We start from the raw sequence: 13722 nt of genomic DNA, 5'->3' as shown, positions 1-13722 counted from the left end.
CCTCCATGATTAAAGTATACGCCATTCCTTCTTTTTTTTCCATTTCATCTTGGAAACGTGTATAATATATATTGTTTCGTACAAAGGGGGATCCAATTGAAAAAGAGTAGAAAAACATTGAAAAGGGCAAATCAAAATGTATCTGTTGATCAAGTCATTTCCAATCGTATATTGATACTTACACTCACAATAGTCGTGTGCTTCTTGGTCATCTTTTTACGATTGTTTTATCTGCAGATCATTTCATATAATGACTATACCGCAAAGCGTGAAGACTATACGTCCATCAAACAATATACATCGGCACCACGAGGCCAGATTTATGATTGTAAGGGAAGAATCTTAGCTAAAACAGTAGTCAGTCACAATATCGTTTTTACTTCACCCAATAATTTTGATGAAGATGACTATGAATTGTATGCCAAGCGTATTGTAAAAGTCTTCAGTGTCAGTGCTAAAGATTTTACGGATGAAGATAAAAAACAAGCGTATATCACATACAAATCATTCTTATCACCGAGTGATAGTGAATATGCCGCCAATCATTTATTGACTGCGAAAGAATTGAAACAATATAAAAATGGGGCATGGGGTGATGATGCTGAAAGTAAAAGATATCAAATTTTAATGAATCGTATTGGTAAGAAACAAATTGGAGAAATGTCTCAGGCTGATCTAAAGATGTGTGTTATCTACCAAAGAATGGTGGCCAACCAAAGTACAGGTCAAGAAAATGTTGTATTAGAAGATGTCAGTGATGATGATGTCGCGTATTTAGTGGAACACAAAACGGATTTTCCTGGTTTTGACGTTGATTTTGGAGGTTGGAAACGCGAATATCCATATGGCGAATCTTTATCCGACGTTTTAGGCAGTGTTACTACAAGTACCCAAGGATTACCAAGTGAGCTTGCCAGTTATTATCTATCGAAAGGTTATCAATATAATGCGAGTGTTGGAAAATCGGGCCTAGAATATCAATATAATGATTTACTAGCAGGAACTCCAGAAATTGCCAAGATCACCTATGATTCAAAGGGGCTAGCGCAAAAAGAAGTGATTCAGGAAGCCAAAAAAGGATATGACATTCATTTGTCAATTGATATCGATCTTCAATCTACATTAGATAATGTATTAAAGAATACTTTGAGTGAGAATGGTGGTACGAAAAATCGTGAAAACTTCCAATCTTTATTTACGACTGTTTTAAATTCAAAAGATGGTTCGGTACTTGCGATGTCTGGCTATCAAATGGATCTAGACACTAAAGAAATGACCTACTTTGCCTCTGGTAACTATATGTCTTTAGTGAACCCAGGATCTTGTATCAAGGGGGCTACTGTCTATATGGGTGAGAGTGAACATGCCGTAAGTCCAGGTGAAGTGATTGTCGATAAAGTTATGAATATTGGTGGTCAAGAATTTGGTTCGTATGAAGACCATGGACCTGTTGATGATGTATCTGCACTACAAGTAAGTAGTAACGTTTATATGTTTAATGTAGCCATCCGTTTAGCCGGTTCAAGCTATGTAGAAAAAGAACCATTAGCTGTGGCAGACCTTCAGGGTACGCTAAATTTAATGCGTTCTTATTATTCGATGTTTGGCCTAGGCAATAAGACGGGTGTGGATGTGCCAAATGAATCGAGCTCTTATATGGGTTATGGTTCTGAACCAGGCATGTTACTAAACTATTCGATTGGTCAGTTTGATATGTATACACCACTTCAATTGGCTACTTATAGTACAACCATTGCCTCAGGTGGTAATTTATATGAACCACACTTTATGGCTTATGCGACAGAAGTCAATTCGAGTGAAGTAGTTGTGAGTAAAGGCAAAAAAATTAAATCTACATTACCTGAAAAGAATGCGCAATATTTAGAGCGTGTGCAACAAGGATTTAGAGCCTGTGTATCTTCTGGCTATTGTGGGGATGAGCTAAAGGATATTGGCGTGGAAGTATCGGCTAAAACAGGTACAGCTGAAGTTGACGACTATACAACCGCAAACCTAGTTGGATATGCACCAAGTTCGTCTCCAACGATGTCTTTTGCGTGCTCGGCACCGACTTCTTCAATGAATACTAAGAGCGTTGCACCAAACATTTGTACAACGGCTGTTATGCCAGAAGTGGTAAAAAAATATTTTGAATTGTATCCAGCAAGTTAAAATTTTGAAAATGACTTGAAATTGACTTGTAAGTTATGCTAGAATCAACTAGTAATTACTAATGTGAGGAGGACTGAACATGAGAGATCGTATTACATTTAAGTGCTCTGTTTGCGGTGAAGAAAATTATATTGGTACAAGAAATAAGAAAAAACATCCTGAACGTATGACTGTTAAAAAATATTGTCCAAAATGCAATCAGCAGACTGAACATAAGGAGAAAAAGTAAGAAAGACCGTTTTATTCGGTCTTTTTTATGTATTAGACTATGAAAGTACTTCAACAACCCTTAGGACCCGTACAGGCGAATTGTTATTTGGTGATGGAAAATCATCATGCCATCTTGATTGATCCTGCAGATATGTATCCAAACCTTGAATTCATCTTAAAAGAAAATGAATGCACTCTAGAAGCCATTGTTTTAACACATGCACACTTTGATCATATTTCAGGTATAGATAAGATTGTGGATGCATTCCATTGCGATGTGTATTTAAATCCCAATGAATTTGATTTTCTTCAAGATCCCGATTTAAATTCATCTTCTGCCTTCTATATGGATGTTACATGTGGCGCAAAATGTAAACCCATTTTAGAAGGAAAGAACACCATTGCAGGATTTGATATAGAAGCCATGTATTGTCCAGGACATTCCGTTGGTTCAACTGTATTAAAAATTGAAGATTGTTTATTTACTGGAGATGTTTTATTTCAAGGATCTATTGGAAGAATGGATTTGGCAACAGGCTCTGTATCTAGTATGAAACAATCTCTAAAAAAATTGGCTCAATTAGACAAGGATTATAAAGTGTATCCAGGTCATGGCCCATCCACTTCTTTATCGCAAGAGAAAAAATGGAACGAAAGTTTAAAATATGCAGAAATTTATTAGAATTTCTGCTTTTTTTTTCGTATATGAGAAGGGGTGATAAAAAATGGATGATTTATTGCAAGATCTCATTGCGTATGCGATTGAAAAAAAGGCAAGTGATATTCATTTTGTCGTGCAGAATCAAAAACTTCAAATCAAACTTCGAACGCAAAATGAAATGTTAGATGTCTACCAAGATATTTGGCAGCCCGCATTCTTTGAGTATCTCAAGTTCATTTCTAGAATGGATCTTACCAGTCCATATGTTCCACAGAGTGGCCAATTCAAAATTTTACTTCATAATCACGAAATCTTTTGTCGTTTCAGTATGCTGAATAATCATAACGTGCAAACAGGTGTTATTCGAATGTTGAATACGATGCATGCGATTGAACTAAATGTTTTATCTTTATGGAAAGAAGACACGCATTTTTTCAATTCACTTGTGCCATTAAGACAAGGCTTAGTTATTAGTGTAGGTCCGACCAATAGTGGAAAGACCACGACGCTACATGCCTTACTTCATGAGATTGCCAAAACCAAGAAGCATAAAGTGGTCAGCCTTGAAGATCCCATTGAGATTGAGGATGATTCTTACTTGCAGCTGCAGATTAATGAAAGTATGGGATTTACCTATGATGTCGGTATTGAACAATTGTTGCGGCATGATCCTGACATTATTTGTATTGGTGAAACAAGAAACAGCTATACCGCAAAGATGGTCTTGAGAGCGAGTTTAACCGGTCACTTTGTTTTTACGAGTATTCATGCCAAAGATGGAAAGGAGTGTATTCGTCGTCTTGAAGATCTAGGTGTATCTAAGAAAGATCTGGCTAGTGTTTGTACGGCCATTATTTCACAACGCCTATATTCGAAAGGTGACTCTAAGGTATGTGTTTATGAAATCATGGATCAAAAAACGTTGCAGTATGTCTTGGAACACGGAAGGTATCCAAAAGAATTTAAAACTTTATCTAAAAAGATTACAGAAGGTATTGAAAAAGGATATATCGTGGATGCCCAGGCAAAATACGATAGTCTTAGTTTATCGGGATGAAATTGAACAATTTGCGATGTTGATGAATCAAGGCTTGCCATTAGATACATTGATTCATTTAACATTTAAAAAGGATGAAGAAATCATAACGTATTTAAAAGAAGGGATGAGTCTTCAAGAAATATTTACTCGAAATCAAAAGAAATTGTATTTTAAATATTTGCGAATTCTATCTAGAAAATTAAATTTAAGTGATGCGTTGGATTGTGTAAATAAAATTGAGAAAAGTTCGAATACTTTTTTTGAAACACTTTTAAAGAAGATTAGCTATCCGTTCTTTTTATTGATCTTTGCGTTCTTTATGATTCAATTCTTTTCAGACTATGTCCTTGTTCAAATGAAAGACTACATTTCAAATGGAATGGTATTTGTGTTTATCCATCTATTAAAGTGGGGTTTTGGATTTACGATTCTATCCATGATCTTCTATTTGTTTCTTTATTATGTATTGTTTTATAAATACAATTCGAAGATGAAATGTCCATTTCAGTTAATGAAAAAAATGATATCGCTCCAATTTGTATGTATGTATCAAGCTTTAGACAAGTCTTATACTTCGACACAGGAAATTTTAGAAACATTAGCGTGTATGAATTTTAGTGTTGTTGGAAAGGTTTCAAATGAAATTCTTGCGTGTTTAAAAAATGGAAAGAGTCTAGAAAAAAGTTTTCTAGAAATCGAAGTGTTTGATTCGGATTTTAAAAAGATGTTGGTCTATGCCTTAACGAGCAACCAAATGCACGTCTTTTTTGACTTGTACATGAAGAAATGCAGTCTAGATCTAGAAAAGTCTGTCAAGAAGATATCGACGGGTATTCAATTGTTTTCGTATATCAGTATTGGAATCTTAGTTTTGATTGTCTATCAAATTATGATGATGCCACTCAATATGTTAAATCAATTCTAAAAGGAGAAAGAAAAATGGAAAAGAAAAATGGTTTTACAATACTTGAAATGATGATTGTGATGTTGATTGTTGCGCTACTTTTATTAATCACACTTCCAAATATTCAACAAAAAGAAAAGATTATTCGTAATAAGGGGTGTGAAGCTTTACTTGAAATTGTCAACTCGCAAATCATGTTATATGAAATTGATCAATTAGAAACGCCAACCAGCGTGCAGGAATTGATTGATTTTGGTTATTTAAAAAAAGGACAGGATACATGTCCGGATCATAGTAAAGTGGTGATCGTAGATGGGCAAGCCGTATCCCAATAAGAATGGATTTACCCTCATTGAAATGTTAGTGGTGCTGCTTATTGTTTCTATGCTTGGATTTGGGCTTTCTACAAAGATGCACTCTTCTTTATATGTGTTTATGAAAAATCTGCAGACTCTATGTATTACGGCTCAGGAAAAAGCGTATGTAAAACATCGAAAAGTGTATGTTGAAATTGGTGATTCGATCTATATGGATGATGTTGAATATAAAATACCCCATGATATTGCGTGTGATCATGTATCTTTTTACTACAATGCCAAGGGCAACATGTCTAAGGCTATGTCACTTCATTGTCAAAATGCATCGAGTCAAATGAAACTTGTTTTCCAGGTTGGAGCTGGGAGGGTTCGTCTTGAAAAAGAATAATGGCTTTTTACTCGAAGATGCCTTGTTTGCGTTCTTTGTGATTTTGGTTTGTGCAAGTCTTATATTGAATGGTATTTATACTTTATATTTTCAAAGGAATCTAAAGATTGATGAAAAAATTGAAAAGAAATGGTTTTACTCTGATTGAAGCTTTGTTGGCGTTGTTTATCACAAGTTTAGTCAGCTTATTAGGCTGTATGCTTATGCGTTGTGCTTTGCACTTTGCCCATATGGATGTGGATACGCAGAATCAATTTGCGGTTTTACAATTAAGAAGAGAACTTGCACAATCAAATGATTTGAAAATAGAATCGGATTGTCTAAGTTATATTTTAAATCATGAAAAGAAGGTCTTGTATTTTGATAAGCATCGCATTGTGAAGAGTCCTGGCTATGAAATCTATATGGAACAAATTGATGAGGCTATATTTTATAAGAAAGAAGATGGATATTATGTTTGGTTCAAAAAGAAGAATAAAGCCTATGACTTTGAACTCTATTAATGGGTATGCCAGTGAAGTAAGTCTAGTGTGTTTGTTTCTAGTGCTTCAGATTGTATCTTTTTTATCGTTGAGTACCCTTCAAAATGTGTATTTATTAAAGGCAAATCAACAAAATATTCTTGAACTATCCATTGTAGATCATGCCAAGCATATGATCCATCATAATAATCGCATTAAGTTGTGTCATACGAGTGAAAAAATATTAAAGGACAAAGATGAAAGGATACAGAATATAGATGTGCATTTTGAAGATCATGAGACTTTTATTGAATGTACATATTTAGATGTTTCAATGAAAATCTATTATGATGATAAGGCAATCGTTTCGGTTGATATTGACGAACAATGAAAAAAAAGATAAAATTGACTCATAGCGATGAATTAGAGTAGTAGAAGGAAATGACAATTTTTAGAGAGCTAAAGTTGGTGAAATTTAGCATTGTACAGCCTTTGAACTTGCTAAGGAGCTGATGAGTAATGTTATCCGTATACTCTGCGATAAAGAGTTTGAGGGGCACAATGAGAATTGTGAACTAAGGTGGTACCGCGTACAAACGTCCTTAGATTTCAAGGGCGTTTTTTATTTTTAATAGGAGGCTAATATGTACGATCATTTAGAAGTAGAAAAGAAATGGCAGAAATATTGGGCAGATCATGAAACATTCAAAACGGATGTTTGGGATTTTTCAAAACCTAAATTTTATGCACTAGACATGTTCCCATACCCAAGTGGTGTCGGATTGCATGCTGGACACCCAGAAGGATATACAGCTACAGATATTGTTTCGCGTATGAAACGTATGCAAGGATATAATGTGCTTCACCCAATGGGGTATGATTCATTTGGACTTCCAGCTGAACAATATGCTGTTCAAACAGGAAATAACCCAAATGGCTTTACACAAACAAATATCAAGACTTTCACAAAACAGTTGCAGGAATTAGGATTTGACTATGACTGGTCAAAAATGATCGCAACATCTGATCCAGAATTCTATCATTGGACACAATGGATTTTTAAACAATTGTATAAAGATGGCTATGCCAAATATGTAGACATGCCAGTAAACTGGTGTGAAGAATTAGGTACAGTATTATCGAATGATGAAGTTATCGATGGTAAGAGTGAACGTGGTGGATATCCAGTTATTCGTAAAAATATGAAACAACTATGTATCGACCAGGCTGCTTTTGCGGAACGATTACTTGAAGGTTTAAATGAAATTGACTGGCCAGAATCGACAAAGGAAATGCAAAGAAACTGGATTGGCCGTTCAACGGGTGTTGAGGTTCAATTTGAAATTGTAGGTGGAGGAAAATTCTCTATCTTTACAACATGTATTGAAACAATTTATGGTATTACATTCATGGTACTTGCACCAGATGGAGATTTAGTGCAGGAATTAATGCCTAGAATTAAAAATCAAGATGAAGTAAAAGCTTATATTCAAGAAACGGTTTCTAAATCTGAAATGGACCGTACAGAATTGAATAAAGGAAAAACAGGATGTCGTCTAGAAGGTATTAAAGCCATCAACCCAGTCAATGGCAGAGAAGTTGAAGTCTTTATTGGAGATTTCGTTTTGGCAAATTATGGAACGGGTGCTGTTATGGCTGTACCAAGTCATGATCAACGTGACTTTGAATATGCGATTGCCCACAATATTGACAGGATTCAAGTTATCGAAGGACGAGACGTAAGTGAGCATGCCTTTGAAAAACAGGACTATTTAGGAAAAGGCTGCAAGCTAATCAACTCCGAAGAATTTACAGGTCTTACTGTAGAAGAGGCAAAAGTAGCTATCACTAAAAAATTAGTGGATATGGGGATTGCCAAAGAAACAGTAAACTATCGTTTCCGTGAATGGATTTTTGCTCGTCAGCGTTATTGGGGAGAACCCGTACCAATCGTACACTTAGAAGATGGAACTGACTATGTTCTTCCAGATGAAGAATTGCCATTGATTTTACCGGAGTTAGAAGACTATAAGGGACACAATGGAAAAGCACCACTTGAAAATGCGACAGAATGGAAACAATACAACCAAAATGGTGTAAAGGGTGTTCGTGAAACAAGTACAATGCCTGGTTCTGCTGGATCTTCATGGTATTATTTACGTTATATTGATCCACACAATGATAAACAATTGGCCGATCCAGAATTATTAAAGCACTGGATGCCTGTTGATTTATATGTTGGTGGACCAGAACATGCGGTAGGACATTTGATGTATTCACGTATCTGGAACAACTATCTATACGATAAGGGTATTGTGGCATGTAAAGAACCTTTCAAGAAATTAGTGCACCAAGGTATGATTTTAGGTGAAAACGGAATTAAAATGGGAAAACGATTCCCTAAATATGTTGTCAATCCTTCAGACATCGTAAAAAAATATGGTGCCGATACACTACGTTTATATGAAATGTTCATGGGACCATTAGAACAAAGTAAACCATGGTCAATGGCTGGATGTGATGGTGCTAGAAGATGGATTGATCGTGTTTATCGATTATTTATTGAATCTGGTAAAGTCACAGATACAAATGATGGTAAATTAGATAAGGTCTATAACCAGACTGTTAAAAAGGTTACCGAAGATTATGAATCATTAGGATTCAATACAGCTATTTCACAAATGATGATCTTTGTGAATGAAGCATATAAGGCTGACACCGTTTATAAACCATATGCCGAAGGAATCGTGAAGATGCTTTCATGTATTACACCTCATATTGGTGAAGAAATGTGGCAATTATTAGGTCACGAATCTACAATTGCGTATGAGCCTTGGCCAACCTATGATGAAGCTAAATTAGTGGAAGATACAATCACTTGTGTTGTTCAGGTCAATGGTAAAGTGCGTGGTAAGTTTGAAGCGGCTGTTGGTTCAAGCAATGAAGAACTTCAAAAACAGGCTATGGAACTTGAAACAGTTCAACGCCAGCTTGAAGGAAAGACAATTCGTAAAGTGATCGTTGTTAAGGGTAAAGTTGTAAACATTGTTGCCAACTAAGAAGGTGTGTTTATGCAAATTAAAACCATAAGTATCCAAGAGTATCGTAATTATTTAGATACTCTTGATGCTGTTATCTTTCAACAATCGGATTTTCAGGCACAAAAGTTTATGCATGATGGCTGGCAAGTTGAATTTATTCAAGCTAGTGAGCAAGGTAATGTATATGCAACATGTATGCTTGCATATATTCCTTTGATGAAAGTCTTTAAATATTGTTATATTTCAAGAGGATTTATTGCTGATTATAAACAAAAGGATAAGCTTAATAGTTTTGTATCCGAGTTGAAAAAATATCTTAAAAAGAAGAATGTTGTGTATCTAGAAACAGATCCGGAGATTGATTTACAAGAAAGAGATAAAGATGGAAATATTGTTGAAGGTGGATTCAATAATTTTGATGTAGTAGAAAATTTGAAGTCATCAGGCTTTGTACAACTTCCATTGACTCAAGGCTATGATTTAAATAAAGAGTGTCGTTGGTGTTCAAGTTTAGATCTACGTAATAAAACGGCCGATGATATTTTTAAAGAGTTTTCTTACACAACAAGACAGGACGTTCGTAGTGCACAAAAATATTGTGTAAATGTCAGAAAATTAAATGTTAATGAATTAGATATTCTAGATTCTATGGAACAAGAGACGAGTAAGCGTCATAACTTCCATGCTTTTGATTTAAACTATTATAAAGAACTTTATGAGTTCTATGGCGATGATCATGTAGAAACGTGGTTGTCTTATTTAGATTTAGATCAATATTCTTCTAAAATACAGAAAGAATATGATAAGACTTTAAAAGATATTGAAAAGACAAAGATATTCTTAGAATCAAATCCTGGTAATGTTAAAAAGGAAAAACGTTTAAAGACGGATGAAGAATACTATAATTCTTTAAAGAAAAAATTAAACCAAATTTCAGGTTTAAGAAATGAATATGGTGAAATAGTACCATTGGCTTGTTGTTTATTCTTGAAGTATTCAAATCAAATTATTTATTTGGTAGGATCAAGTAATTATGAACAAAGAGTCTTTAGAGGACCATATGCGATTCATTGGAATATGATTCAAGAAGCTATAGAAGAAGGGTATGAGTACTATAACTTCTATGGTATTAGTGGTTTATTCGAACCTGAACAAGAGGGATATGGAGTTTTTGATTTTAAAAGAGGTTTTAATGCTGTAGTGCATGAATATATTGGTAACTTTATCTTGCCTTGTAAACCATTTATCTTTAAAATTTACAACAATTTAAAACATATATATTGAGTTTAGATTCTAGATTCGATATAATAAATTCGCTATGATAAGAAAGAGTACACAGATTATCTATTTCTTAGAGAGAAACTGGTTGGTGTAAAGTTTCAAATAGACCTGTGGAATACACCTTGGAGCTTCAATTTTGACGTATACCTGCGTTAAAGGTTTAAGTGCATACAAAAAATATTTTGTATGAAGTAAGGTGGTACCGCGATTCAATCGTCCTTATAGGGCGATTTTTTTTATTATCAGGAGGACAAAATGGAATTATTTGAAGAATTGAAATGGCGTGGTCTAGTTGACAACGTCACAAGTGAAGAAGTAGAAGATGTCATCAATAATGGGGAAGTTACATTCTATATTGGTACGGATCCAACGGCAGATAGCTTACACATTGGGCACTATTCATCTTTGTTGATGGCAAAACGTTTAGAAAAACATGGACACCACCCAATCATGTTGGTGGGTGGAGCCACTGGATTTATTGGAGATCCAAAGGCAACTGGAGAAAGAAGTATGTTGACTCCAGAAGTATTAAAATCAAATTATGATGCATTACATGCACAAATCTCTAAATTATGGGGCTTTGACATGGTCAATAACTTAGATTGGACAAAAGATATCACAATTATTGATTTCTTACGTGATTATGGAAAATTATTCAATGTAAACTATATGTTGAATAAAGAAACTGTTAAAAAACGTTTAGATTCAGGAATCAGTTATACAGAATTTTCTTATATGATCCTTCAATCTTTGGACTTCTTAAATCTATACCAGACAAGAGGTTGTACAATGCAGATTGGTGGACAAGACCAATGGGGAAATATCACTTCAGGTCTAGAGTTGATTCGTAAAAAATGTGGTGCAGACGTGAAATGTTATGGCTTGACTATGCCATTAATTACGAAAGCGGATGGAACTAAATTTGGTAAGAGTGAAACAGGAACGGTTTGGTTGGATCCTAAAAAGACTTCACCTTATGAATTATATCAATTCTTATTCAACACGGATGATTCAAAGGTCATTGAATATTTAAAGAAATTAACATTCCTAACAAAAGAAGAAATTGATGCTTTAGAAGTATCTTTAAAAGAAGATGCTGGAAGACGTGAGGCACAAAAGAAATTGGCTGAAGAAGTTGTACGTGATTTACATGGTGAAGAAGGTTTAGAATCGGCTTTAAAAATCACAAACGCATTATTCAGAGGTCAACTTAATGATTTGGATGAACAACAACGTCTAGATGCGGTTAAAAACATGGACAAAGTAGACCAAGAAGCTGGAAAGACTTTAATCGATGTTTTAGTTGAGGCTAAGATTGCTTCGAGTCGTCGTGAAGCTAGAGAGTGGATCAAAGGAAACTCCATTAGCTTAAACGGTGTCAAAGTCAATGATGAAGCTTTGGTTATTGATTCTACTCAAGCCTATGTATCTAACTATGTAATCATTCGTCGTGGTAAGAAAAGATATTATTGTTTAAATTTGAAATAAAAATAAAAATACGTGGTTAGACATGTTTGCCTTGCCACGTATTTCTTTTTACCATTAACTTATCAATTTCATTTGTCACAATCGTTTTCTTGATTGTCCATTTTGGTTCCATTAAATCTTTCGCAATTCCATCACCTGTTAAACGTTCAATGATGACTTCTTGGGGTAATAACTCCAATTGATCGACGACAATATCGACATATTCTTCTAAAGTTAAAATATGAAATGGTTCTTTTTCATATTCTTTAGCCATTTGTGTACCTTCAATTAAGTGCAGCATATGAATCTTGATCGCATCGACAGGATGTTTAGAAATCTGTTTGACAGTTTCTAACATGTCTTGTTTGGTTTCACCAGGAAGCCCATTGATAATATGGATACATGTTTTGATGTTTGTATCCTTTAATTTGTCTAACCAATCAAACACAATTTTTGTACTATGTTTACGATTACACTTTTCCATTGTATCTTCATGTACGCTTTGAAGACCAAGTTCTAGCCAGACTTCTTTATCTTGTTGATTTAAGTAAGCTATGATTTCATCATTTAAACAATCGGCACGTGTCGCAATCGCAACGCCAGGAATATTTGGATCTTTAAAGAAAGGGTCATATATTTTCTTCAAGATAGATAGTGGAGCATATGTATTGGAATAACTTTGAAAATACGCAAACCCAATACAATCGGGCCACTTGTTTTGCATGCGCTTTAAGCCTTCTTGATATTGTTTCTGCAATGAATCATCAAAACATAAAATACTATCACCGGAGCCCATACTTGAACAGAATGTGCATCCTCCTGTTCCTTTAAATCCATCACGATTTGGACAGGTAAAGCCTGCATTTAATGGAATTTTCGCTACTTTTTGATGGTATTTGTTGCGAAAATAATAATTAATGGTTTGATATCTTTTATTGTCATTTGAATAAGGATAAGGATTGTTCATTGTATCACCCAAAACATTCTAACATAAAAAATTGGATAATAGAAATCAAGTAAAAATTAAAAAAATATCAATGATTTTTCATGGTTTTTATTGCACGCTGAAAATCCCTGAAGAAAAAGCGCTTTTTTTCAGGGTGGTTTAGGCGTATAATCTTGTTGTTATTTGTTGTACTGGTATAACTCACCAGTTTTGCACATGCTATAAATTATTCGGACTAATTTACTGGCACATGCAGTCTTTGCAGCTTTCGAACACATCGGGTTTGATTGCTGCTTTTTCTTTATATAGAAATCTTTAATACTATTATCATCTCTTTTAAGCCTTATAGAACACGTTACAGCCAGATATAATAAACACCTTAATCGTTTATTGCCTTTTTTAGTAATGTGCATATGATCCCCATCATTTTGTCCACTTTCGCTAATTCTTGGATCCAGTCCGGCAAAAGCTACTAACTCATTCTTCTTTTTAAATCTTGTCATATCACCTAGTTCTGCAATAATGCGTGCAGCTAGGTTATCTCCAATACCTGGTATGGATTTGATTATATTAAAGTCAGGTAGTTCCTGTGCAAGCTTGATCATTTCACCAATTGTTCTTTCAGCCTCTGCCATATCTTCATTTAATTTCTTGATGAATCTCTGAAGGATTAATACTTCAATATCATCCTTATCACATCCTGAATAGATGGTTTTAGAGTACTCTATGGCCTTGTCAGCCATTGTATCACTCACTGCCTGACGATGACATGTTTTGTTTTGAATCACTTTAGATACTGTGTTAATCTTCTTTTTCTGAAGCATTTCTGGATGTG

15 protein-coding genes and 2 other annotated features are annotated in these 13722 nt (G+C 34.6%); of the genes, 13 read left to right on the top strand and 2 right to left on the bottom strand.

Features of this window, described 5'->3' with window-relative positions; translation table 11 throughout:
• Positions 1-96 precede the first annotated feature (96 nt).
• From NE544_RS05790 to tyrS, 13 genes are all read left to right on the top strand, one after another.
• On the top strand, positions 97-2172 hold the full coding sequence (locus NE544_RS05790; protein ID WP_256268671.1) for a penicillin-binding protein 2: 2076 nt from the start codon (positions 97-99) through the stop codon (positions 2170-2172).
• A gap of 79 nt (positions 2173-2251) precedes the next feature.
• Complete coding sequence (gene rpmG, locus NE544_RS05785) at positions 2252-2401, top strand: 50S ribosomal protein L33 (protein ID WP_003864966.1); 150 nt, start codon at positions 2252-2254, stop codon at positions 2399-2401.
• Positions 2402-2440: 39 nt separating this feature from the next.
• Positions 2441-3064 (top strand): MBL fold metallo-hydrolase, encoded by a 624-nt coding sequence (locus NE544_RS05780; RefSeq protein ID WP_256268670.1) that lies wholly within the window; start codon positions 2441-2443, stop codon positions 3062-3064.
• Between the two features lie 43 nt (positions 3065-3107).
• Positions 3108-4100, top strand: coding sequence for an ATPase, T2SS/T4P/T4SS family (locus NE544_RS05775; RefSeq protein ID WP_256268669.1), 993 nt, complete (start codon positions 3108-3110; stop codon positions 4098-4100).
• Positions 4060-5007 (top strand): hypothetical protein, encoded by a 948-nt coding sequence (locus NE544_RS05770; RefSeq protein WP_256268668.1) that lies wholly within the window; start codon positions 4060-4062, stop codon positions 5005-5007. Before NE544_RS05775 ends, NE544_RS05770 begins: the two co-directional genes overlap by 41 nt.
• A 14-nt stretch (positions 5008-5021) precedes the next feature.
• Positions 5022-5321 (top strand): competence type IV pilus major pilin ComGC, encoded by a 300-nt coding sequence (gene comGC, locus NE544_RS05765; protein WP_117571621.1) that lies wholly within the window; start codon positions 5022-5024, stop codon positions 5319-5321.
• Complete coding sequence (locus NE544_RS05760; protein ID WP_256268667.1) at positions 5299-5691, top strand: prepilin-type N-terminal cleavage/methylation domain-containing protein; 393 nt, start codon at positions 5299-5301, stop codon at positions 5689-5691. Before comGC ends, NE544_RS05760 begins: the two co-directional genes overlap by 23 nt.
• Entirely contained in the window at positions 5678-5839 is a 162-nt protein-coding gene (locus NE544_RS05755) for a hypothetical protein (RefSeq protein ID WP_158567574.1), read from the top strand. Before NE544_RS05760 ends, NE544_RS05755 begins: the two co-directional genes overlap by 14 nt.
• The gene (locus NE544_RS05750; protein ID WP_118114471.1) at positions 5802-6194 is read left to right on the top strand and encodes a prepilin-type N-terminal cleavage/methylation domain-containing protein; all 393 of its coding nucleotides are present in this window, start codon (positions 5802-5804) and stop codon (positions 6192-6194) included. The genes NE544_RS05755 and NE544_RS05750 overlap by 38 nt, the downstream gene beginning before the upstream one ends.
• Entirely contained in the window at positions 6145-6543 is a 399-nt protein-coding gene (locus NE544_RS05745) for a hypothetical protein (protein WP_256268666.1), read from the top strand. Before NE544_RS05750 ends, NE544_RS05745 begins: the two co-directional genes overlap by 50 nt.
• Before the next feature lie 18 nt (positions 6544-6561).
• Positions 6562-6759: a binding site (T-box leader), on the top strand.
• A gap of 37 nt (positions 6760-6796) precedes the next feature.
• The gene (leuS, locus tag NE544_RS05740) at positions 6797-9211 is read left to right on the top strand and encodes a leucine--tRNA ligase (protein ID WP_256268664.1); all 2415 of its coding nucleotides are present in this window, start codon (positions 6797-6799) and stop codon (positions 9209-9211) included.
• Positions 9212-9223: 12 nt separating this feature from the next.
• The gene (locus NE544_RS05735) at positions 9224-10477 is read left to right on the top strand and encodes a peptidoglycan bridge formation glycyltransferase FemA/FemB family protein (RefSeq protein WP_256268663.1); all 1254 of its coding nucleotides are present in this window, start codon (positions 9224-9226) and stop codon (positions 10475-10477) included.
• A gap of 25 nt (positions 10478-10502) precedes the next feature.
• Positions 10503-10698: a binding site (T-box leader), on the top strand.
• 31 nt (positions 10699-10729) lie between these two features.
• Positions 10730-11962 carry a tyrosine--tRNA ligase gene (tyrS, locus tag NE544_RS05730; RefSeq protein ID WP_217292033.1) on the top strand — a complete coding sequence of 411 codons (1233 nt, stop codon included), beginning with the start codon at positions 10730-10732 and terminating at the stop codon, positions 11960-11962.
• A gap of 16 nt (positions 11963-11978) precedes the next feature.
• Here the strand turns inward: tyrS and NE544_RS05725 are convergent, their stop codons facing one another.
• Positions 11979-12908, bottom strand: coding sequence for a TIGR01212 family radical SAM protein (locus NE544_RS05725; RefSeq protein ID WP_256268662.1), 930 nt, complete (start codon positions 12906-12908; stop codon positions 11979-11981).
• A gap of 158 nt (positions 12909-13066) precedes the next feature.
• The coding region (locus NE544_RS05720) for a transposase (RefSeq protein ID WP_256268661.1) at positions 13067-13722 on the bottom strand (656 nt) is incomplete at its 5' end.

It is taken from the genome of Holdemanella sp. MSK.7.32, assembly GCF_024460475.1.
Classification (GTDB): domain Bacteria; phylum Bacillota_I; class Bacilli_A; order Erysipelotrichales; family Erysipelotrichaceae; genus Holdemanella.
Note: the sequence above shows the minus strand (reverse complement) of the source record. Positions and strands in the feature narration are given on the sequence as shown.

Bases quoted from the DNA above. Each gene is read 5' to 3' on its own strand.
- rpmG (WP_003864966.1), top strand. From the start codon at position 2,252: ATGAGAGATCGTATTACATTTAAGTGCTCTGTTTGCGGTGAAGAAAAT.
- NE544_RS05780 (WP_256268670.1), top strand. From the start codon at position 2,441: ATGAAAGTACTTCAACAACCCTTAGGACCCGTACAGGCGAATTGTTAT.
- NE544_RS05775 (WP_256268669.1), top strand. From the start codon at position 3,108: ATGGATGATTTATTGCAAGATCTCATTGCGTATGCGATTGAAAAAAAG.
- NE544_RS05770 (WP_256268668.1), top strand. From the start codon at position 4,060: ATGCCCAGGCAAAATACGATAGTCTTAGTTTATCGGGATGAAATTGAA.
- comGC (WP_117571621.1), top strand. From the start codon at position 5,022: ATGGAAAAGAAAAATGGTTTTACAATACTTGAAATGATGATTGTGATG.
- NE544_RS05760 (WP_256268667.1), top strand. From the start codon at position 5,299: ATGGGCAAGCCGTATCCCAATAAGAATGGATTTACCCTCATTGAAATG.
- NE544_RS05750 (WP_118114471.1), top strand. From the start codon at position 5,802: ATGAAAAAATTGAAAAGAAATGGTTTTACTCTGATTGAAGCTTTGTTG.
- NE544_RS05745 (WP_256268666.1), top strand. From the start codon at position 6,145: ATGTTTGGTTCAAAAAGAAGAATAAAGCCTATGACTTTGAACTCTATT.
- leuS (WP_256268664.1), top strand. From the start codon at position 6,797: ATGTACGATCATTTAGAAGTAGAAAAGAAATGGCAGAAATATTGGGCA.
- NE544_RS05735 (WP_256268663.1), top strand. From the start codon at position 9,224: ATGCAAATTAAAACCATAAGTATCCAAGAGTATCGTAATTATTTAGAT.
- tyrS (WP_217292033.1), top strand. From the start codon at position 10,730: ATGGAATTATTTGAAGAATTGAAATGGCGTGGTCTAGTTGACAACGTC.
- NE544_RS05725 (WP_256268662.1), bottom strand. From the start codon at position 12,908: ATGAACAATCCTTATCCTTATTCAAATGACAATAAAAGATATCAAACC.